General features: G+C 40.9%; 23 protein-coding genes and 1 riboswitch. Of the genes, 18 read left to right on the top strand and 5 right to left on the bottom strand.

What is annotated here, in order from left to right; translation table 11 throughout:
- The first annotated feature begins 265 nt into the window (after positions 1-265).
- From MHH33_RS17620 to MHH33_RS17605, 4 genes are all read left to right on the top strand, one after another.
- Positions 266-394: a hypothetical protein gene (locus MHH33_RS17620; protein WP_255349285.1), complete on the top strand. Its 129-nt coding sequence runs from the start codon at positions 266-268 to the stop codon at positions 392-394.
- A gap of 115 nt (positions 395-509) precedes the next feature.
- Positions 510-905: a DUF1761 domain-containing protein gene (locus tag MHH33_RS17615; protein WP_342542535.1), complete on the top strand. Its 396-nt coding sequence runs from the start codon at positions 510-512 to the stop codon at positions 903-905.
- A 201-nt stretch (positions 906-1,106) separates the two neighbouring features.
- Positions 1,107-1,535, top strand: a complete 429-nt coding sequence (locus MHH33_RS17610; protein WP_016428830.1) for a hypothetical protein — start codon at positions 1,107-1,109, stop codon at positions 1,533-1,535.
- A 121-nt stretch (positions 1,536-1,656) separates the two neighbouring features.
- Positions 1,657-2,562, top strand: coding sequence for an HD domain-containing phosphohydrolase (locus MHH33_RS17605; protein WP_016428829.1), 906 nt, complete (start codon positions 1,657-1,659; stop codon positions 2,560-2,562).
- Between the two features lie 125 nt (positions 2,563-2,687).
- Here the strand turns inward: MHH33_RS17605 and MHH33_RS17600 are convergent, their stop codons facing one another.
- Complete coding sequence (locus MHH33_RS17600) at positions 2,688-3,551, bottom strand: TetR/AcrR family transcriptional regulator (protein WP_342542534.1); 864 nt, start codon at positions 3,549-3,551, stop codon at positions 2,688-2,690.
- A 133-nt stretch (positions 3,552-3,684) separates the two neighbouring features.
- Here MHH33_RS17600 and MHH33_RS17595 point away from each other — a divergent pair, with 133 nt between their 5' ends.
- From MHH33_RS17595 to MHH33_RS17585, 3 genes are all read left to right on the top strand, one after another.
- On the top strand, positions 3,685-6,753 hold the full coding sequence (locus tag MHH33_RS17595; protein ID WP_342542533.1) for an efflux RND transporter permease subunit: 3,069 nt from the start codon (positions 3,685-3,687) through the stop codon (positions 6,751-6,753).
- A gap of 181 nt (positions 6,754-6,934) precedes the next feature.
- A complete protein-coding gene (locus MHH33_RS17590; protein WP_342542532.1) occupies positions 6,935-7,561 on the top strand; it encodes a spore coat protein in 627 nt (208 codons plus the stop codon).
- 225 nt (positions 7,562-7,786) lie between these two features.
- A riboswitch (cyclic di-AMP (ydaO/yuaA leader) is annotated at positions 7,787-7,935 on the top strand.
- A 138-nt stretch (positions 7,936-8,073) separates the two neighbouring features.
- Entirely contained in the window at positions 8,074-9,900 is a 1,827-nt protein-coding gene (locus MHH33_RS17585; RefSeq protein ID WP_342542531.1) for an APC family permease, read from the top strand.
- Between the two features lie 83 nt (positions 9,901-9,983).
- On the opposite strand, the gene MHH33_RS17580 is transcribed toward MHH33_RS17585, so the two are convergent.
- Entirely contained in the window at positions 9,984-10,490 is a 507-nt protein-coding gene (locus tag MHH33_RS17580; protein ID WP_342542530.1) for a cupin domain-containing protein, read from the bottom strand.
- Between the two features lie 164 nt (positions 10,491-10,654).
- Here MHH33_RS17580 and MHH33_RS17575 point away from each other — a divergent pair, with 164 nt between their 5' ends.
- The 4 genes from MHH33_RS17575 (at position 10,655) to MHH33_RS17560 (ending at position 13,364) form a co-directional block, all read left to right on the top strand.
- Positions 10,655-11,590 (top strand): NAD(P)/FAD-dependent oxidoreductase, encoded by a 936-nt coding sequence (locus tag MHH33_RS17575; RefSeq protein ID WP_342542529.1) that lies wholly within the window; start codon positions 10,655-10,657, stop codon positions 11,588-11,590.
- A gap of 235 nt (positions 11,591-11,825) precedes the next feature.
- Positions 11,826-12,347 carry a 3D domain-containing protein gene (locus MHH33_RS17570; protein ID WP_342543799.1) on the top strand — a complete coding sequence of 174 codons (522 nt, stop codon included), beginning with the start codon at positions 11,826-11,828 and terminating at the stop codon, positions 12,345-12,347.
- 45 nt (positions 12,348-12,392) lie between these two features.
- Positions 12,393-12,626, top strand: a complete 234-nt coding sequence (locus tag MHH33_RS17565) for a hypothetical protein (RefSeq protein ID WP_342542527.1) — start codon at positions 12,393-12,395, stop codon at positions 12,624-12,626.
- A gap of 15 nt (positions 12,627-12,641) precedes the next feature.
- Positions 12,642-13,364, top strand: coding sequence for an amino acid ABC transporter ATP-binding protein (locus MHH33_RS17560; protein ID WP_016428820.1), 723 nt, complete (start codon positions 12,642-12,644; stop codon positions 13,362-13,364).
- Positions 13,365-13,504: 140 nt separating this feature from the next.
- Here the strand turns inward: MHH33_RS17560 and MHH33_RS17555 are convergent, their stop codons facing one another.
- Positions 13,505-13,918 carry a hypothetical protein gene (locus MHH33_RS17555; protein WP_016428819.1) on the bottom strand — a complete coding sequence of 138 codons (414 nt, stop codon included), beginning with the start codon at positions 13,916-13,918 and terminating at the stop codon, positions 13,505-13,507.
- A 198-nt stretch (positions 13,919-14,116) separates the two neighbouring features.
- On the opposite strand from MHH33_RS17555, the gene MHH33_RS17550 reads away from it, so the two are divergent.
- The 3 genes from MHH33_RS17550 to MHH33_RS17540 all read left to right on the top strand — a co-directional run bounded on the left by MHH33_RS17550 (position 14,117) and on the right by MHH33_RS17540 (position 16,320).
- Positions 14,117-15,292 (top strand): MFS transporter, encoded by a 1,176-nt coding sequence (locus tag MHH33_RS17550; protein WP_342542525.1) that lies wholly within the window; start codon positions 14,117-14,119, stop codon positions 15,290-15,292.
- A gap of 219 nt (positions 15,293-15,511) precedes the next feature.
- Complete coding sequence (locus tag MHH33_RS17545; protein ID WP_342542524.1) at positions 15,512-15,709, top strand: hypothetical protein; 198 nt, start codon at positions 15,512-15,514, stop codon at positions 15,707-15,709.
- An 89-nt stretch (positions 15,710-15,798) separates the two neighbouring features.
- Positions 15,799-16,320 carry a cupin domain-containing protein gene (locus MHH33_RS17540; protein ID WP_342542523.1) on the top strand — a complete coding sequence of 174 codons (522 nt, stop codon included), beginning with the start codon at positions 15,799-15,801 and terminating at the stop codon, positions 16,318-16,320.
- A 464-nt stretch (positions 16,321-16,784) separates the two neighbouring features.
- Here the strand turns inward: MHH33_RS17540 and rluF are convergent, their stop codons facing one another.
- Positions 16,785-17,489 (bottom strand): 23S rRNA pseudouridine(2604) synthase RluF, encoded by a 705-nt coding sequence (gene rluF, locus MHH33_RS17535; RefSeq protein ID WP_342542522.1) that lies wholly within the window; start codon positions 17,487-17,489, stop codon positions 16,785-16,787.
- A 156-nt stretch (positions 17,490-17,645) separates the two neighbouring features.
- Between rluF and MHH33_RS17530 the strand changes: the two genes are divergently transcribed.
- The 4 genes from MHH33_RS17530 (at position 17,646) to MHH33_RS17515 (ending at position 20,869) form a co-directional block, all read left to right on the top strand.
- Positions 17,646-18,341, top strand: coding sequence for a Crp/Fnr family transcriptional regulator (locus MHH33_RS17530; RefSeq protein ID WP_342542521.1), 696 nt, complete (start codon positions 17,646-17,648; stop codon positions 18,339-18,341).
- A gap of 267 nt (positions 18,342-18,608) precedes the next feature.
- Positions 18,609-18,731: a cytochrome C oxidase subunit II gene (locus tag MHH33_RS17525; protein WP_231391084.1), complete on the top strand. Its 123-nt coding sequence runs from the start codon at positions 18,609-18,611 to the stop codon at positions 18,729-18,731.
- A gap of 16 nt (positions 18,732-18,747) precedes the next feature.
- On the top strand, positions 18,748-19,215 hold the full coding sequence (locus MHH33_RS17520) for a cytochrome c oxidase subunit II (protein ID WP_342542520.1): 468 nt from the start codon (positions 18,748-18,750) through the stop codon (positions 19,213-19,215).
- A gap of 1 nt (position 19,216) precedes the next feature.
- Positions 19,217-20,869 (top strand): b(o/a)3-type cytochrome-c oxidase subunit 1, encoded by a 1,653-nt coding sequence (locus MHH33_RS17515; RefSeq protein ID WP_342542519.1) that lies wholly within the window; start codon positions 19,217-19,219, stop codon positions 20,867-20,869.
- Between the two features lie 459 nt (positions 20,870-21,328).
- Here MHH33_RS17515 and MHH33_RS17510 read toward each other — a convergent pair whose 3' ends face one another.
- A complete protein-coding gene (locus tag MHH33_RS17510) occupies positions 21,329-24,508 on the bottom strand; it encodes a collagen-like protein (protein WP_342542518.1) in 3,180 nt (1,059 codons plus the stop codon).
- Between the last annotated feature and the right edge of the window lie 370 nt (positions 24,509-24,878).

The raw sequence follows: 24,878 nt of genomic DNA, 5'->3' as shown, positions 1-24,878 counted from the left end.
CTGGTGAAATGAAAAATCTAACCGTATTGCTCACAACAGAAGGTACGTATCCTCTTCATGAAGGCGGAGTGAGTACGTGGTGTGCACTTTAATAAAGAAAGTTCAAAATAATGGGTTGGTGTCGGTTTATTTAGAGCCGGCCCTATATCGACGGAATTTGTTGGGGAAATCCACCTTTTTCATTGGCTGAAAGCACGCTTGGACAGTTCATATGATTCAACACTTAACCTTCCTTCAGAAAAAATTTCATTTGAAGGTTTTTTTGTTGTTGGAACAAACGCAGGAGAAAGAAAGACAAGCTTATTCTTTAGCCGAAGATATTGCGGGAACAAGAGGGTTTCTTCTATATAATATCCCTAAAGATTATGTGGAAGATGTGAATGCTGCCTACTGAATAGATGGATACCAATTATTCCATGAGGTAAGATGAAAATAATGGATGCAAAAGATGAGAGCATGCAGGAATTATATTAGAAAAAATTGAATTTAGTTGTTAAAGGGGGCTTTTTATGTTGATTGATTGGAACGAATTGAATGTACTCGCAATTATTATTGGTGGTTTATTGTATATGGTGTATGGAGGTGTTTACTACTCCATTAGATTGGGTGGAGATAAACATCCTGAGAAGAAACACAATGAAATTGAAGGTCCAATGAAGTATATCTTTTCGGGGATTGTAGCTTTCATTAGCTCATTCATCATCGCTATCTTTGTACAAGCAACAGGTGCTGAAGGATTTGGACCAGGGATACTCGTAGGGTTTATGGTGGGGCTTATCATCACACTGGTATACATAAAAAATAGATTGTTTGGACTTATGACGAATCAATCTTTGATGGTAGCTATTGGAGATCATTTAGTGATTTTCACCTTATTGGGTGCATTGCACGGATTTATGTTCTGAATGTGAGCATCATGCAGTTGTTTTACTGCAAAAAGCGGGCGGATATTACAAAAAATTACAAAAACTGTAGTCAGATAAGTTTTGTAGAGTTATACTAATGAAAAGATTCCAATTAGTTTGACATTGTTACATAGGTAAACATTTTACCAATTGTATTATGTGTATACCACAAAAAACATAGTTTTGGGGAGAGAATAAGACATGAGAAAACTGTTGGCAATTTTATTTGCGGTATCATTATTCTTTAGCTTAGGAACAAATGCTTCTGCAGCAGAATATGATAATTCTGTTTTGAAAGCACTTGAGCTTATCGAATCCACAAACAACGCAATCGATGTAAAGATTGAAGAAGGTGTTAAAGCAGCAGATGAGCTACAAACTCAATACTTGAAGGACATTCGAAAAAGTAAAAGTGCATCTGAATTCCTTCAATTAACAAAAGCATATAATGCTAACCTTGATGTGATTATTGACGATGTATATAATGAAACACTTAAAATGTCTGCAGATACTATTGAACTATCTGCTGAAGCTGGAATAGAAGCAGAATGTTCTTGGGTACTGGTACGCTTTGCACACCGTTTGGTTTGGATTGATCCGATTCGCGTAATTGGAATTGGTGGGCACTAAAACATCGCAATTATTATTTAATAAATCTCTATTCATTTATTTAAATATTGGTATAATTAGAAAAATGAGTTCTTTTATAGAGCTCATTTTTTTGATAAGTTTGCATAGAGGAGATTTTGGTATGAAAGGTTTTAGTATTGGGAAAAGAGGCACGTTCCTAGATAAAGTTGAATATGACAAAAATGAAATAAGCTTAGTAGCAGATGGAGACGGGGTTGAAGTATTGCTTCAATCTATTGAGAAGGACAGATTGTTCTACATTTACCCGGCTGAAAATCCAGAAGTTATGGAATTTTATTTAATCTTATCTGGAGAAGTTATCTGTGAACAGGATGGCGAAAGAGTTGTACTCGGCCCTCATGATTCCTTCACAGTTAAAGGAATAACTGAGCCTATTCATTTTACAGCCTTATCTGACGTTACCTTCTTATGGGTAATAACGGAGCCAACTTTTGTGCATTTAAGTAAAGAAATATCTTCTTTAATGGAGATTGTCAAACAGGTTGAATTAATGGATCGACATACATATATGCATAGTGATCGAGTTGCTACTTATGCATTAAAAATAGCTAGAAAATTTAAATTAAATGAAGAACAATTGGAGAATCTTGCAACGGCCTCTTTTTTACATGACATTGGAAAAATTCATATTCCAAAAGATATATTGAATAAACCCGATAAACTGACTTCTGAAGAATATGAAGTGATAAAAAAACATCCATCCGATGGGGCAGAGATGATAAAAGGCAGCGTTTACGAAGATATTGCGCCTATTATTGAGCAGCACCATGAACGTTTAAACGGAAGCGGCTATCCAAAAGGATTGAAAGATGATGAAATACTCCTCGAAGCTCGCATTATTGCTGTCAGTGATACATTCGATGCAATGACGGAAGACCGTGCGTATCGTAAAGCGTTCAGTGCTCAATACGCTTTGGAAGAATTGAAAAAACTATCGGTCACTCACTATGATAAAGAAGTAGTAGATAAATTTGAACAGGTGTTAAAAGAAGATGGCATTGTATAAAAAATGATGTGTATGTATAGCTAGCCATCAATCTATAGAGGTAACAAATCAGACTTGTCATAAACGACAAGTCTTTTTTGTTCTTCGCATGTATTAGAAGCATAGAGTGATAGGGTGTTGAATTTTCAATCAGTTTGATTCGTTACGTAAGTCATCAACTTTTGCTGCAATGCAAGCATATCCTTATCCTCTACCAAATTAGCTAACATTCCTTTAATGACAGGGGTTCGGGGCTTGTCCTTTTTTAGTTCTTCAGCAATTACATCTAGCGTGACGAGTATATCGTTATCGATTGTGCTGTTCCTGCAATCAAGGACTTCCTGAAGGAGGACTTGACTGGGCGAACTATGAGCTGCATTTTGCAATAAACTCTTATCTAACATAGAAAGGCTTAAAAAAGGGTGTGGTTGTTTGGATAATAGGGACAACACTAGATCATCTATTCGTTCCATGATAAAAACTGATAATTCATTGGTATCCAATTGTTGACGATGAGTCAGGATGATTTCGATATAGCCATGAATGAGCCCTTTTACCATGACGATCAGATCGGCAACATACGGTTGAACATCTTTACCATAAGTATCCACAAAAATTTTGTGCAAAATCGTATGATGATGTTCCTGCATGGAAGCTAACAGCTCTGTCATATCTTTGTTCAAAGGATTTGTCTGTTCTCGAATTTGCATCAAGATAAAGTCCGCATGGCGTTCAATTTCTTCAAATTGTATGACTAATAACTGATGGAATTTTTCTTTGGGAGATACTCGTTGTATGGTGTCAAGCTCTGTAAATCTTTTCGATATTTTACTGAAAAAATATTCAAAAATCGAAACAAGCAATTCATCTTTGGATTTAAAAGATAGGTAAAAAGAACCTTTGGAGATGCCGCAAGCATCGGTAATTTCTTGAATGGATGTTGATTCAAATCCTTTTGAGGCGAATAAGTGAAGAGCCTTTTCAATGATTAATTGTTTCTTATTTGTCATATTTAAGCTCCTTTTCCGAAAAAACGATGTAAAATTATAGGTTAATAGTTGACCTTTGAATGACCAGTCAGTATTATTATGATTGATTATGACCAGTTGGTCAAATAAAGCAGGGTGGAAGTGAACTGACACAATGAACCACATCATTAATTTTGTGTTGAAGAACAAATTTGCAGTATGGTTAATGACCATTGTTATAATAGTAGCCGGCTTAACAGCAGGTTTACAAATGAAATTAGAAACAATTCCGGATATCACGGTTCCTGTAGTTACGGCAACGACTATTTATCCAGGTGCGACTCCTGACCAGGTAGTCAATGAACTGTCAGAACCGTATGAAAAAGCTGTCCGAAATTTAGAAGGCGTTAAGATGGTCATGTCTTCTTCTTATCAGAATGCATCCTCTCTCCAAATTGAGTTTGAATTTGGAACAGATATGAAGGAAGCAGAAGCAGAAGTAGCTGCGGCTCTTAAAAATATTCCACTTCCGACAGGTGCACAAGAGCCTAAAGTCGCGCGTATAAGCATCAATGCATTTCCTATCGCTGCGATCAGTGTTTCAAGTGAACAAGATACACTTGCTGAACTTACGGAGAATGTAGAAACGAATCTCGTGCCTACACTCGAAGGAATTGAAGGTGTGTCTTCCGTCGCTGTCACCGGTCAGCACCTAAATGAAGTCAGCTTTAGATTCAATCAAGATAAGTTAGTTCAATATGGACTGACTGAAGAGATGGTAAAAGGGATCGTAAAAGGCTCTGACGTTACATTCCCTTTAGGGTTATTCCCATTTGAAGGAAAAGAACAATCTGTCGTTGTTGACGGAGATATTACTACGATTGATGACCTGAAAAAAATTCAAATTCCGGTTGTCCCAACCAGTCCAGATACAGCCTCTTCTAAACCTTCAATGGTGGCATTAGGCGAAGTGGCGGAGATAGAACTCGTTGGAAAAGCGGAATCAATTTCTCGTACCAATGGTCAAGATTCGATTGCTGTTCAAGTTGTAAAGTCTCAAGGGGCAAATACGGTTGATGTTGTCAATTTAATGAAAGAAGAAGTAAAGGCGTTTGAAAAGGAAAATGCTGACTCCGAAATCATTTTTACATTTGACCAAGGGGAACCAATCGAGAAATCAGTAGAAACGATGCTGAGCAAGGCATTATTTGGTGCTGGTTTTGCTGTATTGATCATTTTGCTATTCCTTAGAAATATCCGTTCAACCCTAATCGCAATTATATCCATTCCATTATCATTGTTAATCGCAGTATTACTGATTAAACAAATGGATATCACATTAAACATGATGACTCTAGGAGCTCTAACCGTCGCTATTGGGCGTGTAATTGATGATTCAATCGTTGTCGTCGAAAACATTTATCGAAGAATGGCATCCCCGACAGAGCAGTTAAAAGGGAAGGCTTTAATTCGAGAAGCAACAAAAGAAATGTTTGTGCCAATCCTATCGTCTACACTTGTAACAATTGCCGTATTTTTACCAATTGGTTTGGTAGGAGGAATGGTGGGCGAATTATTCTTACCATTCGCATTAACAATTGTATTTGCGTTACTGGCTTCACTATTAGTTGCCATTACGCTCGTACCGATGTTATCCCATTCGCTATTTAAAAAAGGATTAGGCGACAAACATACACATGATCCTGAGAAACCAGGAAAAATAGCTGGTGTTTATCGTTCAATTCTTAATTGGACACTTAATCATAAACTGATTACCACAGTACTGGCAGTTGTACTTTTCGTCGGCAGCTTAGCTTTAGTTCCATTAGTCGGAACAAGTTTCATGCCTGAAGAAGATGAAAAAATGATGTATATTACGTATACTCCTAAACCGGGTGAAACGAGAGAAGATGTAGATGAAACAGTTACAGAAATCGAGGATTTCTTCATTGATCGTAAAGATGTAGAAAGTGTTCAAGTTTCAATCGGTGGGGAAAATCCAATGATGCCTGGACAAAATAATGGGGCATTAATGTATGTTATTTATGATAATGACACACCAGAGTTTTCATTAGAAAAAGAAGAAGCAATGAAAGAAGTTCAAAATTTCAACTTTGCAGGGGAATGGAAATCTCAAGACTTTGCAACAAGTGGCAGTAGTAATGAAATCAGCTACTATGTATACGGTAAAGATTTGAAAACGATTGAACCTGTTATTCGTGACATAGAAGAAATTTTAAATGAAGGTAAAAATATAAACAACGTAGGGTCAACGCTTGCAGAGTCTTATGAAGAACATACTTTAGTGGCAGACCAAGCGAAACTTGCTCAATTCGGATTAACGACCGCTCAAGTAGGGATGGCGCTCAATCCAAATGTACAGCGTGAAGTGCTGGCAACGATTGAACAAGATGGCGAGAAGTTTGAAGTGTTCATTGATTCTACAAAAGAAAAACCGGAGTCATTGGAAGAGTTATTAAATAGAACAATTCCTTCTCCACTTGGCATGCAAGTACCTGTTAAAGACGTTGTGACAGTGAATGAAGGTAAAACATCTGATACTGTTACAAGAAGAGATGGACAGATTTATGCAAGTGTGAAAGGTAAAATAACGACCGATGATGTCTCAAAAGCATCAAAAGAGGTTCAAGAGAAAGTCGATCAACTAGACCTTCCAGCGAATGTGAGTATTGAAACAGCAGGAGTAACAGCTGATATGCAAGAGTCGTTTACGCAGCTTGGTTTGGCTATGTTGGCGGCAATTGCCATCGTGTATCTTATTCTGGTTATCACATTTGGCGGAGCGGTTGCACCGTTTGCTATCTTGTTCTCGTTACCATTCACAATCAGTGGAGCTTTAATTGCCTTGCTAATCGCAGGCGAAACAATCAGTATTTCCACGATGATTGGAGCTCTTATGCTCATTGGTATCGTTGTAACGAATGCAATTGTATTGATTGATCGGGTTATTCATAAAGAAAAAGAAGGCTTGAGTACACGCGATGCTATTTTGGAAGCCGGCGTAACGAGATTACGACCAATTCTGATGACGGCAATTGCAACTATCGGCGCATTGATTCCATTGGCGATTGGAGCTGAAGGTAGCGGGTTGATTTCCAAAGGATTGGGTGTAACGGTTATTGGCGGTCTTACCAGTTCAACTTTATTGACGTTAATTATTGTACCTGTAGTTTATGAATTCTTAGGGAAGTTCCGTAAAAGAAAACTAGTCGAAGAAGAGTAAAAAATATAGATCGAAAACGTGCAGTGGATTAATTAATCCTTCCGCACGTTTTTTATTACAGTATTCGAAAAAACTCAGTTTTTATGTGTCATAGTAAAGTCCGCTCATTTTGAATAAAAACTCCATTTCGATGCACACTAGTTCTGATGCACATTAAATGAAACAAGGAGGAAATTGATAAATGACTCAAAATCCACAAGGTCAAATGCACGAAAATATGCATACAGGTCCAGTGCCGCCACAAATGAATCATGGTGGTCACGAACTGTTTGATGTTCATGAAGTATTATCTGCTTCTGTTTCGGGATTAAACCAATACACTTTATTACGCCCTCATATTCAAGATCAGGAATTATTAACGATGTTGGATAGACAATTCAGCTTCATGCAAGAGGAATACAACATTACAGCAGAATGTTTTAAAACAGGTAGGGACCCGTCTAAAACAACTCAAAAATACATGATGAAGCAAGATAATGATTTCATTTTTGGTTTAAAACCTTCACAACCGAAGAAACCGATTCAATCTGGTGCAGAGTTGACAGATGAAATTATTTCAGGCTTCATGCTGGGTGTGCACAAATCAAGTGCCTCTTTAAAAGCAATGTCTGCCTTAGAAACCACTAACCCCGTAGTTCGTCGAGTACTTGCAGACTCGGTGCCAAACTGTATTGAAATGGCATATGAAGTTTCCATTTATCAAAACAAACACCATTATTACCAAGTGCCACAACTTGCACAACAAGACACGATGGCCATTGTGAATTCGTATGCACCATCGTCTATCCAACACGCGGGAACTCATTAATAAGATTAAAAAGATGGACCAGATCAAAGTATCTGGTCCTTTTATTATTGGGTCTGTTAAAACATAATGGCCAATAAAATATTGTTATTTAAAGTAATAATGGACGATTGTTGCATGAGTATATTTTCTTAACGCATAAACTAACAAAATTAAGACATTTTAAAAAGATATAAAATTTATATTTACAAGTTGTTTATATGGGAGTACTATAATCTTCAGTTTCATATTTCTAAATCGCTTAATCCATTTGGAACGGGGAACCCATTATTTGTGGCTTCTCTTTGCCGCTTGGGGTGAATCCTACTATTGTAGGTAGGGCTACTCTTTAGCCCAAACCCGACAGCTAACTCCGTAAGCGTTATGAGAGAGAAATACGAACTAGTGAGAATGTTATTAAGCCCACTAGGCTCTTTCCCTATGCCTAGCGGGCTTTTTTGTTGTTCTTTTACAGGAATTCGCAGTGCATCTAAGGCTGTCCAAACGGCGGCTCATCAAAGAAAGAAGTGGAAAACATGTTGTCGGCAGTAAAAAGATTTTTAATCGGTCGTCCATTAAAATCATCGGAGTTAGGTGAACAAAAGCTTAACAAAACAAAAGCTTTAGCCATCCTTTCTTCAGACGCATTATCTTCTGTAGCATATGGACCGGAACAGATTTTGATTGTATTGGCTTCGGTAGGGGCAATCGCGTTTTGGTATTCGATTCCAATTGCAGTAGGTGTCCTTGTTCTGTTAATGGCACTTATTTTATCATATAGACAGATTATTTTTGCTTATCCACGTGGTGGTGGCGCATATGTTGTGGCGAAAGAGAATCTTGGTGAAAATGCAGGGTTAATTGCGGGCGGCTCGCTGTTGGTGGATTATATCCTGACGGTAGCAGTTAGTGTTTCGGCAGGCACCGATGCCATTACTTCCGCAATCCCAAGCCTTCACGATCATAATGTGGCCATTGCCAGTGTACTCGTTATCTTTGTTACCATCTTGAATTTAAGAGGTATTACAGAATCGGCGTCCATTCTAGCGTATCCAGTCTATTTGTTTGTTATTGCTTTGTTTGTTCTGATTGGAGTAGGTCTTTTCAACATTATCACAGGGAATGTGTCACCTGATTTGCATACACCGCTCGGTACACCTGTTGCGGGTCTCACTTTATTCCTATTGCTCAGAGCATTCGCATCCGGAAGTTCTGCATTAACCGGGGTTGAAGCCATTTCGAACTCAATTCCAAACTTTAAAAACCCTGCTGCAAAAAACGCAGCAAAAACCCTAGTGATGATGGGTTCATTGCTCGCTTTGTTATTCACCGGAATCGTCTTTCTGGCTTATTTCTATGGAATTTCACCCAAGGTGGAGGAAACTGTGATTTCACAAATGGCTTCCGAGATTTTTGGGCGAAACTATATGTATTATTTCGTTCAGGGAACGACGGCCTTGATTCTTGTACTGGCAGCTAATACAGGATATTCAGCTTTTCCGCTTTTGGCATTCAGCCTGTCGAATGATAAATACATTCCAAGCATGTTCAAAATGAGAGGCGATCGCTTGGGCTATTCCAATGGGATTATCACACTAGGAATCACTTCAATCCTTCTCATCATTGTTTTCCAAGGACAAACGGAACAACTTATCCCGCTTTATGCAGTCGGAGTATTTATTCCATTTACGTTATCCCAGACAGGGATGCTTGTTAAATGGATGAGGGAAAAGCCAAAGGGTTGGATGGTCAAACTAATCACTAACTTTGTCGGAGCATTTATCAGTTTTGCGGTCATGATGATTTTCTTCATCACCAAATTCGGACAGGTTTGGGCGGTTCTAATCTTTTTGCCTCTGCTCGTTTTTGTCTTCCATAAGATAAAACAACATTATCTTTCTGTTGGCGAACAGTTAAGTATTTCTACTTGTGAACCTGCAATGCCAATAGAAGGAAATGTCATTATTGTGCCGGTTGCAGGAATCACGCATGTAGTTGAAAACTCATTAAACTATGCCAAATCACTTAATCCAACACAAATCATTGCCGTATATGTATCTTTTGAGAGAAAAGATGAACACATTTTCCAAGAGAAGTGGAAAAAATTCCAGCCTGATGTTCGGCTTGTGACTTTGCATTCTCAATATAGAAGCATAACTCAACCATTGGCGAAATTTATTAGTACGGTGGAATATAAAGCAAATGAATCAAACCATCGTGTAACCGTCTTGATTCCACAATTTATTCCGAAAAAAGGGTGGCATAATATCCTTCACAATCAGTCAAGTTTACTAATCAGATCCATCTTGCTTTACCGAAGAGATGTAGTTGTAACGACTGTTCCTTATCGTTTTAAAAAGTAATATAGATAACTACTACGAATAAAAGCATTCATCACATGAATTTCGCGTGATGAATGCTTTTTTAGGTTGCTCCAAGTTCTTAGCTATTCTTGTATCCATCGATCAAGTACTGGCCCACGACTCCCGTACACGGGATCCATGGAAGGGGCTTTAACTTGCTTAATTTCTTCTAAGACTCGAGGTCTTTCATTGTGTTCACCGGTTTTAAGGTTGTATTCGTTGCCATCTGCGTAAGCACCGACAACTTCAAAATCTGTACTACCCTTTAACTTTTTATGTCCTGTACCCGCGGGCAAAACGAGGACATCACCGGTTCTGACTTCAACCGTTTCCCCATATTTTCCTCCTATTCTTAATGTTGCCGAACCAGCGCGAACTCCTAATACTTCATGAGCATTGCTATGATAATGATGATAGTCAAAGACACCATCAATCCAGCTGTTTCCCCAATTATTCAATCTAAATGTAGGTTCGATTTCATTTGGATGATGCTTGAATACACCGGGATATAAAATAACCGGTAATTGTGGATTATTTGGAATCGTGCCATCATCTTCAAACGTAAATAATTGATAAGTAGAATTAATCACACATACCCCTCCCTTAGTTTGCTGTTAATAGGATAAGTACCCGTTTAGATAAAAAGTAATCTTTCGGTTTGATTAAACCAAAAGAAGGAAAGATTAATGTTATTAATGGAAGTTTACAAATAAATGGACCTTTAAACAAGATTTGTTAGGAGGAAAGAAATAGAATGATAGATTGCACAGTAGTTGGGGGAGGTCCAGCGGGTTTAAATGCCACTTTGGTGTTAGGAAGGGCTAGAAGAAATGTAGTGTTGGTTGACAGTGATGAGGCACGCAATAAAGTAACGGACGCCTCGCATGGCTTCATAACAAGAGACGGCGTAAAACCGGCAGAATTCAGAGCACTTGCCCATCAGGAGTTCAGTCACTACCCGACTATCCAGACATTGAGAGACAAAGTTGTTGAAATTGCGAAAGAGAAGGATGGGTTTTTAGTTAAAACTGAAATGAAGAAACAGTGGAAGACACGAAAAGTCATTCTGGCTACTGGTGTAAAAGAGAAGTTTCCGAACATCCCAAACCTCCGGAATTTTTATGGTAAAAGTATCTTCAACTGCCCATATTGTGATGGTTGGGAATTGCGAGATCAACCACTCGCATTATTTGGCATAATTGACTACACCCTTCACACAGCTGAAATATTACGCAATTGGTCTCAAAATCTTGTGATATTTACGAATGGTCAAGAATTGACGAAGAGTCAATTGAATGAAATTAAAAAGACTGAGCTCCAAGTAGAAACAAGTCCTATCCGACTTCTTATTGGAATAGAAGGAAAGCTCCAAAAAATCGAGCTTGAAAATGGACGAGTCATAGCACGAATGGGTGGATTTGTGACACCGGAGCTTGTGCAAGCATGTGAATTAGGAACTCGTCTAGGTGTTAAGTTAAACAATACAGGAGGCCATCATTCGGACGAGGTAGGAAAAACTAAAGTGCACGGTTTATTTGTGGCAGGAGAAGCTTCAAATGTCTATCCTGCCCAATTGATCATAGCCGCTGCAAGTGGTGCCGAGGCTGCAATGGCGGTCAATGTGGAATTAATTCATGAAGGAATATTAGGAAGTACAAAAGAAGATTTTAGCACTCCTGAAGACTTATGACTGGAGTGTTTTTTCACGTCATTTTTCGATGGGAATAGACAAATATACCTACTTATTTTTGGTTTTGAAAATTCTTTTGTTTCGCATTAGTAATATAAACACCCTCAAATTGTAAAGAAACATCCTATGTTTTGTCATGAATCTGTAATGTTTAAATGTTATTTTTATTTCTACAAACGAGAAATAAAGGAGAAACAACTTGAAAAAATTTAGTTTCGTGATAAGTTTTGTACTAATGTTCCTCTTCACATTTGCCAATGATTCAGAAGCAGCTGCTTCTTCGCACATGGTTAAAAAAGGTGACACATTATATAAAATTTCCAAACATTATAATGTTAAAGTTTCTACCATCAAATCCTTAAATGGTTTAAAGTCCGACATGATTAAACCGAATCAAAAACTTAAATTAACCGGCACTAAAACTGCTGCTAAAAAATCTACACCATCTCGATCGAATGCCAATGTGGTAAAAGAATTTATGGTATCGACAACTGCCTACACAGCAAATTGTCGAGGATGTTCGGGCATAACAGCGACGGGAATTAATTTGAAAAAGAATCCAAACTTAAAAGTAATTTCTGTTGATCCACACGTCATCAAGCTTGGAACAAAAGTATACGTAGAAGGCTACGGATACGCTGTCGCAGGCGATACAGGAAGTGCAATAAAAGGAAATAAGATTGATTTGTTTATGCCTAACCAGACAAGTGCATTAAAATGGGGACGTAAAACAGTCAAAATCAAAATTCTAAAATAACCTTAGCATTAAAGCTCACTTGCCAATTACGGCAGGTGAGCTTTTTTGAAACGCTCCATTCCACCTCTTGGAAATCAGTTCATCATCACCTTGAAAGACTCTTCATTGGTCTATATTATCAGTGTGCCAGAACTGTTCGCCATGGCTAACCGAGGAGCGGTGCAGTCCTATCAATCTCTGGAAACCTTTTTAGTGGTTGGGGTATACTACCTAGTGTTGGTTATGATCATCACTTATTTACTAAAACTGTATGAAAATAAACTGAATGTCGACAAATAAGAAGGAGTGGATTAAATGTTAAAGGGAACAAATATCCATAAATCGTTCGGCGATTTGGAAGTGTTGAAGGGCATTGATCTGGAAGTCGCTCCTTCGGAAGTGGTCGTCCTGGTCGGGGTCAGTGGATCCGGTAAAAGTACGCTTTTACGTTGCTTCAATTTTTTAGAACGAATTAATAAAGGGACCATCGAGGTGGATGGACAAGTGGTGGATCCCAAGAAACATAAATTATCAAATATCCGTGCAGAAGTAGGCATGGTATTCCAACATTTCAACCTCTTCCCGCATATGACGGTGCTTGAAAATATCATTGAAGCACCAATGATTGTGAAGAAGTTGAAAAAAGAAAATGCGGTTACTTTGGCAAAGGGCTTACTTGAAAAAGTAGGCTTGGCTGACAAGGCAGATGTCTATCCGAGCAAATTATCCGGTGGACAAAAGCAACGTGTCGCAATAGCACGTTCACTTGCAATGGAACCGAAAGTTCTTCTGTTTGATGAACCAACTTCTGCACTTGATCCGGAGCTTGTTGGAGAAGTGCTGAGCGTTATGCAGCAACTCGCACAAGAAGGTATGACGATGGTTGTGGTGACACATGAAATGAAGTTTGCACGTGAAGTTGCAGACCGTGTCATCATGCTGGATGAAGGCCGAATTATTGAGTCTGCGGATCCAGTTACTTTCTTTGAAAATCCAAGTCATGAACGTACGAAACAATTTATTCAACTAGTCGATTAAAAGGGAAACCCCGATGGTCAGCATAAACTGACCATCGGGGTTTTTGTGTGGGGAAAAAAAGAGGAGTATTCTGTACAGTAATTCGTCTGACTGTCGACCCCACTATTGGACTTTACATCAGAACGAATAAAACTTTTGAATTATCGGCGACAACCACATGGGTTTCCACCGCAACCACATCGGCGTCCACCGTATGGGTTCATTCCACCATAAGGGTTTCCACCGTATGGGTTCATTCCACCATTAGGGTTTCCTCCGTAAGGGTTTCCACCGTAAGGCGATTGGCTTGGAGAAACAACAACGTTCTGATTAATCTCCCGGTAGTAAGTTCTAGGAACGTCAACGATGTGCTGTCTGTTGATATTAATTAATGGTTGAATATAAGGAACTTCACGTTTTACGTAAGAGTCCGTATAGCGGCATAAAGGCGGACATACAATTGGTTGAACACCTGGTTGATAACCTGGTTGTGCGCCTTGTTGAACACCTTGAACACCTCGTGGCCCATAGTTTGATCCTGGTCCATAGTTTGATCCTGGCATATTGCGATTCATAATGAATTCACCTCCATTCTATCTCTTTTAATAGATGCAATTTTGTTCCTTTTGGAAACGGCGTTCAAAACATTTCTTGCAGAGAGATTTTTATTTCTGTAAAATTATTGGAAATAGTATGAATCGGGAAAGGGTGCGACGAGTGTAAGACTTCTTCTTTCAATCTAATAAACTGAATAGAGTGAAGGAGAGATTCATGTGAACGACCGTCGTTCTTTTTATTTTCTATGGGTAAGTCAGATGATGTCCAATGGTGGGGATGTTCTTTATATTGTGGGACTGATACAACTGGTTTATGTCTCGAGTGGTTCTGTATTAACACTGACACTTATTCCATTAACCATTACTTTTTCACGGCTGGTTGGGAGTTATCTAACCCCACTTCTTTTGCATCGGTTTCCTTTACGTCAAATATTACTTTTTTCGATGGTCGGGAAAATCATTGTCTTAAGTGGCGTTTTTTTATGTAAAGAAGAAAGTATCCTATGGATTCTTATTTTGGTCAGTGTCATCGCCTTCCTGGATGGGTGGGCAACGCCGATCCGACAAGCCATGCTGCCTGAATTGGTCGGGAAATCGGAATTGCCTAAGGCTAATAGTTTAGTAGCCATTTCCTATAACACAATCAATCTGGTAAGTTGGCCGATTGGCGCATTTTTTGTCGCTCTTTATAGTGGGGGAACTCTTTTACTTGTTTCCATCGGGTTATATATGTTCGCATGGATGCTCACATACGGAATTAAAGCGATTCCCCATATCAAGAAGGATGTACAATCTGTATTTCAACAACTTTCTGGAGGATGGAAGTATAGCTTTTCCATAAAGCCTATTCGTAATATACTGCTGCTAGATACATTGACAGCATTTGCAGGAGCGGTCTGGATTTCCGCCATTCTGTATGTTTATGTTGACGAAGTAATTGAGAAAAGCACTGCGTGGTGGGGGTATATAAACGCATTTTATTCAGGTGGCTTTTTGATTGGTGGGTATTTGTTTGCCAAATTAATGAAGATTCCTGCACATCTGATGATAGGAGTTGGTTGTTTTCTTACAAGCCTATTAACAGTGTGGTTTCTGTTTCCATTTTATGCATCGATGGCGCTGGTCATTTCACTGTTCCTTGGCGTCTTTGGTCAATTACAGCTGATTGCCCAATTGACTGCATTGCAAACGCATACAGATACGGATCAACTTGGTCATGTATTTTCAGTTCAATCTGTTTTGGTGACTGATGCATTTGGAATCGCGACTTTTATTTTCGGTTTGATAGCCGAATGGTTTGGAATAAATCACGCATTTTATCTTTCCACAGTTGTAATGGTAGTTTCAGGATTGTTTACAATTAAGCAGAGAAAAACATTCTATTACGCCTAATCATTTAAGCACATGAAGTGTCTATCACTTCATGTGCTTTTTATTTTGAAGTAAATTACTCTAAATTCAGCACATTGAAATGTTTTACAAAACGCGTGTGGGGGAGTGAGGATTTAAAGGGTGTGACTAGATGAATACTGAAGAGTGTTTGAACATCGGATTTTCTAACAAGGAACAACAGTCTTTGATTGAACTATATGATCGCTACTCTCGGCTGTTATGGAAAATATCAATGCTGATGAAGCTATCAGTGAGCAAATTGTACGCGGAGTCTTTTGGGATGCATGGGAAAATCCAGAGAAACTTAATAACGGAAAAAAATTATCAACTTTAATGATTGAATGGTTGTCTATCACAAATCGATACACTCATCATCCAGAAGATTTCCTGACTAAAATGTCGATAAAAACACTTTAAAAAATGTTCCACGTGGCACATTTTGTCGAAAGGCATTGAATCCATTTCTTTTATAGCGGATGATGAATGTATTAGGGGGAGGGAGAGAAATGATGACAAAACGAAATGCATCCTATTACATAGAACATTTAAACATGGAAGCGCACCCAGAAGGGGGACACTATACACGGAGTTTCTACTCGGAAGAAAAAATGGAAACGTCGGATAGCAAAACAAGAAATCTCTACACGACAATTTACTTTTGCTTAAAGAGTGGCGAAGTATCCCACTTACACCGACTTCAATCGGACGAATTATGGTTTTTCCATGACGGAAGTCCACTCACTGTCCACGTGATACACCCGGATGGTGAATATACAGCTCAGAAATTAGGGTTGGACTTTAATAACGGGGAAAAGCCACAGGTACTCGTACCTAAAGGAGCAATATTCGGTTCCTCAGTTGATCTTGAATCCACATTTTCTTTAGTCGGTTGTATGGTGTCGCCTGGTTTTGATTTCGATGATTTCGAGCTCTTTACGCAAAAAGAATTACTAGAATTATATCCTCAACAAGAAGAGGTCATTAACAGAATGGCATATAAAAAAATAGTGGATGGCAATTACACGTGACAATCACATATCGTTTTTATGAAGGGCCTCAAGATTTACATCGGCAAATTGAATTTTGGAATGCTTGTACGAAACTACTTCCTTTTGCATGGAAGCCGACATTGTCCCCGGATCAATTCATGAAACAACAACAATTCGCAATCATGATGTTTTGCTTATAATTGTGAACTTTGTGTAGGGTATCCTTGGGTTTTACCAGGTATATCTTTTTAATTCTTTCGCACGACTATCAAGTAATTCACGACTAAAGAAATTAGGTTTTACGGAGTAAACTGAAGATGTCATGATGATGAAGAAAAGCGATCCTAAAGAATAGGACCGCTTTTTTTCATTATTTTGGGTAAAATTAGCCGGAAAGTGCCTGACTGACTTCTTTTAAGTCCCCAAAGTCTCCGCGTATTAGGTCACCGGTTATATTAAGTGTATGAGTTAATGATAGCATTGCATCGCCTCCTACTACTCTATTACCTTTTTGGTGAATAGTTAAGCGTACTGAATAGTTCTTCCAATTCCACTTTCGTTAAATCACGCCATTCACCGACCGTAAGACCGTCCACATGAATATTCATGATTCGAATACGTTGCAAACCTTTGACTTCGTAACCCAGTGCTGTACACATGCGGCGGATTTGACGGTTCAATCCTTGTGTTAGCGTAATTTTAAACATTTGAGAAGAGAGTTTTTCTACTTTACAAGGTAATGTTTTGGTGTCTAAAATCTCTACGCCTTCAGACATTTGTTTAACAAAATCCTGTGTAACAGGTTTGTCCACTTTAACGATGTATTCTTTTTCATGCTCATTTTCAGCCCGCAATATTTCGTTTACAATATCTCCATCGTTGGTCAATAAAATCAATCCATGTGAATCTTTATCGAGTCGGCCGATATGAAAAATACGTAAAGGATGATTGACGAAATCAACGATATTTCCTTTAATATGTCGTTCCGTTGTGCTAGTAATGCCTACGGGTTTATTAAGAGCGATGTAGACATAGGGCTCTTCATGTTTTACCGGTTTGCCATCGGCACGCACATCGTCTCCAGGCTCTACTTTGCTCCCAAGTTCAGCTTTTTTCCCATTGATCGTAATGCGTCCGTCTTCTATCCATTTATCAGCACCGCGTCTTGAGACAATACCAGCTTCACTTAAAAATTTATTTATGCGCATATCATCACCTGCTTCATTTAGTATGTTAATTATACCCCATAATGAACTCCTATATGAGATGGAAGGGGAATCTCAATCGTGCAGATGGTACTATCCAATAGAAAAGGTTCTATGGTACTCTTTACCCAAGAGAAAACGAAGAAAGGAGTGTTTTGATTGAAAAAAGGGATGGTTGATACGTCCGTTGAACTGAAAGAGTTGCTTTCCATACGACACATTGTGAAAACGTATAATAAAGACTCTTATTTGTTCCAAGAGGGCGACCCCATCAAAGGGATATACTTCATCCGAACCGGAAAAGTTCAAATTGGGAAAGTTACACCTGAAGGTCGAGAATTGACGTTAAGGATTTGTGGACGCAATCAGTTCGTTGGGGAATTTACGCTCTTTGCCGAATCAGCCAAATATATGTTGGATGCCAAGGTCATGGAAGATGTAGAATGCATCAAGATAAGTGTCGACGATCTGGAAGAAGAGCTGACCCATAATGCCAAGCTTGCCGTTTCCTTTATGAAGTGGATGGGTATCAATCACCAAAAAACACAGACGAAATTCCGTGATCTCCTATTGCATGGGAAAAAAGGAGCGCTTTACTCAACGTTGATTCGCATGACGAATAGCTATGGAGTACCTAACGAAAAGGGCATCATGATCGACATGACGCTTACCAATCAAGAACTTGCTAATTTTTGCGGCATGACACGTGAAGTGGTGAATAGACTGCTGAGTGACTTAAAAAAGCAAAACATACTTTCCACGGTGGATGGAAAGATGCTGATACACGACCTTGATTATTTAAAAGAAGAAATCAATTGCGAAAACTGCCCAATTGCTTTTTGTAAAATTGATTAAAGAAGTGATTTACCTCAAAGGTAAATCGCTTTTTTTGTGGGACAAAATGGGCGAAACCGATTAAGACGGGTTTGATGCCGATTAAACTGAGTTCCATTCCGATTAAATTCAATCACCCTCGATTTACTCCATAGCCCTATTCCAATTTTGACAAATTATCGACACTCACTGTAAATAATCCTTCGAGTGTGACTTATATCACAGTCCCTAAACCATGAATGGCCTACGCTGAATATAAGTTATAAAAACGTAAAGAGGTGAATGAGATTGAGTAAAAAAAATCAATCGCCAGAGTTGAACTTAAAAGGAACGCTGATCAGTGTATTTTCAGTCGGCATCATTATTATCGTCATGTGGTTTGTCGTTTATTTCATGTATGTAGCAAGATGAAAAGGAGTAGATTTAAATGCATTTTCATAAATATGAAAAGATTTGGCTTGTATTTGGCCTAGTCTCATTAATCGTGTTTTTAAGTATAGTCGGAGTAAGCGCATTCTCTCACGGCCACACACCATCGGGAGGAATGGATACAATTGATCCTAAAAAAGTAAATGAAACTGCGCCATTTGATCACCCTGGCGTTACTCAGATAGATGACGATACGTACCAGGTTGCAATTGTGGCATTGGCGTTCGGATACAATGCTCCGGAACTTAAGGTACCTGCAGGAAAAGAAATCATTTTTAAATTAACTAGTACAGACGTAGTTCATAGTTTTACGATTGATAATACGAAAGTAAATATGATGGTGGTTCCAGGTCGGATTACAACAAAATCTTATACATTCGATAAACCAGGTAAATATTTAATTCTTTGTAATGAATACTGTGGTGCCGGTCACCACATGATGTCCACAGAAATAGAGGTGTATTAAGATGATTGCTGCACAAGATCGTAAGTTGGCTTTATGGAATATCGGAGTTGCATACATCGCATTTCTGATTGGAACATTATGCGGATTATTACAAGTTTTCATACGAAACGATGCTCTCCAATTACCTAGTTGGTTGGATTATTATCAAATATTAACGGCACATGGCGTATTGCTTGCACTTATATTTACTACTTATTTCATTTTCGGTTTCTTTATTACTGGTATGAGTAAAAGCCTTGGAAGCTTCGGTCCAAAAGTTCGACGCGTTTCCTGGATTGGTTTTGCAGTCACAACAATCGGCACTATTTTAGCAACAGCTATGATTATTTCTGGGGAAGCTTCAGTTCTATATACGTTCTATGCTCCGTTGAAAGCAAGTGGTTGGTATTATGTAGGATTGGCATTGTTTGTAGTAGGTACATGGATTAATAGTTTTGCATTGGTAGGACATTATCTCGTCTGGAGAAAAAAACATAAAGGACAATTAAGTCCACTATTTGCTTTCATGACCATTACGACAATCATCCTGTGGATCATCGCTTGTCTAGGTGTGGTAGCCACAGTTCTATTTCAATACATCCCTTGGGCGTTTGGCTGGGTAGATACGATTAACGTGGAACTAAGTCGCTCTTTGTTCTGGTATTTCGGTCATCCGCTTGTGTATTTCTGGTTGTTGCCAGCTTATATGGCGTGGTATGTAATAGTTCCGAAACTAATTGGAACGAAAGTTTTCAGTGATTCATTGGCTCGTTTGTCATTTGTATTATTCATTCTTTTCTCTATTCCAGTAGGGTTCCATCACCAATTAACGGAACCAGGGATTTCGAACTTCTGGAAGTTCCTTCAAGTCGTGTTGACATTCATGGTTATTATTCCATCTTTAATGACGGCGTTTTCTATGTTTGCGACATTCGAGATTTCAGGACGTAAAAAAGGAGGGAAAGGATTATTCGGCTGGTTCACGAAACTTCCTTGGAAAGACGTTCGCTTTACATCAATTTTTATAGCAATGGCTTTCTTTATTCCTGGTGGAGCGGGCGGAATCATCAACGCAAGTTTCCAATTAAACGAAGTCGTCCACAACACATTATGGATCGTCGGACATTTCCACATTACTGTTGGGACACCTGTAGCGATGACTTTTATGGGGCTGACATTTTGGTTAATTCCATACTTAACAGGACGTAAATTCTCAAAGTCTATGCAAAAGCTAGGATTCATTCAAATTATTACATGGACTATCGGTATGCTCTTAATGTCCACTTCGCAACATATTTTAGGTCTTCTGGGAGCACCGAGACGCACTGCATATTCCAATTACAATAATCATCCTTCCGCAATGGAATGGTTTGATGGGATAATTACGAATCATGTAACGATGGCAATTGGAGGTAGCATTTTATTCCTATCTGCCATGATCATGATTTATATCGTCGTGATGTCGATGTTTTTATCACCAAAAGCTGTACGTGAAGAAGACTTTGTCGAGTTTCCAATGGCGGAAAGTGACAAAGAAAACACACCGAAATTTTTGGAAAACTGGTGGATTTGGATTGGCATCGCATTCGCATTAATCATTATCGCCTATGCTATACCGCTAACTGGCATGATTCACCATGCACCTCCTGGTTCAGAAGGATTCAAAACATGGTAGGAGTTGAATGAAATGGTCTTAATGCTGATATGTTTCTTTGTTGTAATTACTTTAGTGGTCGGAATGTTAGTGGAAGTTAATGAAATAGAAGAATAAGGTTAAAATGAGGTTTGTAGCGAAAGAGTTCGCCGCAAACCTTTTTTTAATTTGTCGGACAATGATATGTAACTTTGTCCTATTGATGACTAACAAAAAGTATTTTTAGAAAAGAGCAAGTTAAAAATGAACTGGATATTATAAACATTGAATCGTGAAATCTATTACTAGTTTCATGTTTTTACGATTGACTCTGTCTACTTTTACTGTTGATTTTTTAATCATGTTTCGAAGCTAGAGTAGCTATGCAGAAACAGAAACAGGGCTCCTTATGATTAAAAAAGTGTAGCTTCTTGCGTTAATAAACAATAAAAAAAGCTCCCGGGATGGAAGCTTTTTTTGAAAGTCTAGAATTTTTTCTCATTATCCAATTTGTGTAATAACAAGATGAGCTGATACAGGCTCTGATCCTCCAGCGGTAGGAGTAATTGTCAGTGCAGTGGATGCACTTTGAGGATTTCGTACGGTGATGATTGAATTAGTGACATTTGTTTGCACTAATGCCATCCCTACTATCTGAGTAGTGCCGGTTGCACGACCGACTACAGTATAAGGTAATTCAGTGGATCCCGATCCCGAATCAAGAGTTAAAACTAGTTGCCCAGCTTCTGTTATGCTCACTTGAAATAAAACTTGATAAGTTCCAATAGCTGACAAATTAAATGAATCACCGCTGATACGAGTAATCCTTGATCCAGCTAAGGTAGGTCCATTTTGAGGGAAATCAACATCTTCACCTGCACCAACTGTTGTAGCATTATCACCAGGCATCAAAGCATAAAAATCTGCAAAGTCTAGTATGCCTCCTGTTCCAGCAGGCCCAGTAGCCCCAGTAGGTCCGGCCGGTCCAGTAGGCCCAGTAGGCCCAGTAGGTCCAGTAGCACCGGTAGCACCAGTAGGTCCAGTAGGTCCAGTAGCGCCGTCAGCGCCGGCAGGTCCAGCAGGTCCAGTAGCTCCAGTAGCCCCATTAGCACCGTCAGCACCGGCAGGTCCAGTAGGTCCGATCGGCCCAGTAGCTCCGTCAGCACCGGCAGGTCCAGTAGGTCCGATCGGTCCAGTGGCTCCGTCAGCACCAGCAGGTCCAGTAGGTCCGATCGGTCCAATGGCTCCGTCAGCACCGGCAGGTCCAGTAGGTCCAGTGGCTCCGTCAGCGCCAGCAGGTCCAGTAGGTCCGATCGGCCCAGTGGCTCCGTCAGCACCGGCAGGTCCAGTAGGTCCGATCGGTCCAGTGGCTCCGTCAGCACCAGCAGGTCCAGTAGGTCCGATCGGTCCAGTGGCTCCGTCAGCACCAGCAGGTCCAGTAGGTCCGATCGGTCCAGTAGCGCCGTCAGCGCCGGCAGGTCCAGCAGGTCCAGTAGCTCCATTAGCTCCATTAGCCCCGTCAGCGCCTGAAGGTCCAATCGGTCCAGTAGCCCCGTCAGCACCAGCAGGTCCAATCGGTCCAGTGACTCCGTCAGCACCAGCAGGTCCAGTAGCCCCAGTGGCTCCGTCAGCACCGGCAGGTCCAGCAGGTCCAGTAGCTCCGTCATCACCAGCAGGTCCAGTAGCCCCAGTGGCTCCGTCGGCACCGGCAGGTCCAGCAGGTCCAGTAGCTCCGTCAGCACCAGCAGGTCCAGTAGCCCCAGTGGCTCCGTCAGCACCAGCAGGTCCAGCAGGTCCAATTGGTCCAGTAGCTCCGTCAGCACCAGCAGGTCCAGTAGCCCCAGTGGCTCCGTCAGCACCGGCAGGTCCAGCAGGTCCAGTAGCCCCAGTGGCTCCATCAGCACCAGCAGGTCCAATTGGTCCAGTAGCTCCGTCAGCACCAGCAGGTCCAGTAGCTCCAGTGGCTCCGTCAGCACCGGCAGGTCCAGCAGGTCCAATTGGTCCAGTAGCTCCATCAGCACCGGCAGGTCCAGTAGTTCCAGTAGGTCCAGTGGCTCCGTCAGCACCGGCAGGTCCAGTAGGTCCAGTAGGTCCAGTGGCTCCGTCAGCACCAGCGGGTCCAGTAGGTCCGATCGGTCCAGTGGCTCCGTCAGCACCAGCAGGTCCCATTGGTCCAGTAGCCCCATTGGCTCCAATAGCCCCGTCAGCGCCAGCAGGTCCCATCGGTCCGGTAGCCCCAGTAGCCCCCATTGGCCCAGTAGCCCCATCTACACCATCAGCACCAGCAGGTCCAGCAGGTCCAGTAGCGCCAGCGGGCCCCATTGGTCCAGTTAGCCCTGTTGATCCAGCAGGTCCCATCAGTCCAGTAGCACCGGTAGCCCCAGTAGGTCCCATCGGTCCAGTAGCCCCGTTAGCCCCAGTAGGTCCCATCGGCCCAGTAGCGCCGTTAGGCCCAGTAGGTCCCATCGGTCCAGTAGCCCCGTCAGATCCAGCAGGTCCCATCGGTCCAGTAGCTCCGTCAGATCCAGCAGGCCCGGCAGGTCCCATCGATCCAGTAGCCCCGTCAGATCCAGCAGGTCCCATCGGTCCAGTAGCTCCGTCAGATCCCATTGGTCCAGTAGCCCCGTCAGATCCAGCAGGTCCCATCGGTCCAGTAGCTCCGTCAGATCCAGCAGGTCCAGCAGGTCCCATTGGTCCAGTAGCCCCGTCAGATCCAGCAGGTCCCATTGGTCCAGTAGCTCCGTCAGATCCAGCAGGTCCCATTGGTCCAGTAGCCCCGTCAGATCCAGTAGGTCCCATTGGTCCAGTAGCTCCATCAGATCCAGCAGGTCCCATTGGTCCAGTAGCCCCGTCAGATCCAGTAGGTCCCATCGGTCCAGTAGCTCCGTCAGTTCCAGCAGGCCCAGCAGGTCCAGCAGGTCCCATTGGTCCAGTAGCTCCGTCAGTTCCAGCACGTCCAATTGCAGCAGCGCCAGCAGGTCCAGTAGCCCCAGTACGCCCAATCGGTCCTCTAGGTCCCGCAGGTCCTCTAGTTCCAGCAGGTCCTCTAGGTCCAATCGGTCCAGTAGCCCCGTCAGATCCAGCAGGTCCCATCGGTCCAGTAGCCCCGTCAGATCCAGCAGGTCCCATCGGTCCAGTAGCCCCGTCAGATCCAGCAGGTCCCATTGGTCCAGTAGTTCCGTCAGATCCAGCAGGTCCGATCGGTCCAGTAGCTCCGTCAGATCCAGCAGGCCCAGCAGGTCCCATCGGTCCAGTAGCCCCGTCAGTGCCAGCAGGTCCTATCGGTCCAGTAGCTCCGTCGGTTCCAGCAGGCCCAGCAGGTCCCATCGGTCCAGTAGCTCCGTCAGTTCCAGGAGGCCCAGCAGGTCCAATTGGTCCAGTAGCTCCGTCAATTCCAGAAAGTCCAATTGCAGCAGGCCCAGCAGGCCCAACAGGTCCCATCGGTCCCGCAGGTCCTCTAGGTCCCTGTGGCCCCCTATCCCATTTATATTCATTGGAATGGCTATATTCTTTTTCTTTATCAATATTTTCGGAATGATGATAGTTGCTTTCAGCATGTACTTGATGATGATGATGATGATGTTGATGTTCACTATGATTATGTGTATGCCTCAAATTTCTATCAATTTCATTTTTATGATGAATACTTTTGTAATTTCTTCTTTTTCTATAATTATTCATTAGTTCACCTCCTTTCTTGCAAGATAGTTTATAATATGTGCGCCATTGGCATGAGAGATAGGCAGACTATTAATAAAGATTTCAAACTATCAGGGTGTCTACTCTAATTCAAAATTCGAGAAGATTACTTGAGGGTTTCTATCTATATAATTACCGGTGTTTGTTAAGAGTTGATGAAAAAAAGAGTAGGAATGGAAGGGAACTTCTCTAATCGTCCGAAATAAATGTCACGCCTTTAATTTCTTTAGAAGATTAATATAGTATGAATAGTCTTGGCCATATTTCATAAACAAATATGTTGTAAAATTCGATGTTATCTGACAATAATAGATGTACGGACTTCTTAATTTGTTTGAATACTAGATTATAA

This window comes from Paenisporosarcina sp. FSL H8-0542 (assembly GCF_038632915.1).
Classification (GTDB): domain Bacteria; phylum Bacillota; class Bacilli; order Bacillales_A; family Planococcaceae; genus Paenisporosarcina.
This window is presented reverse-complemented; position numbering and strand designations above follow the sequence as displayed.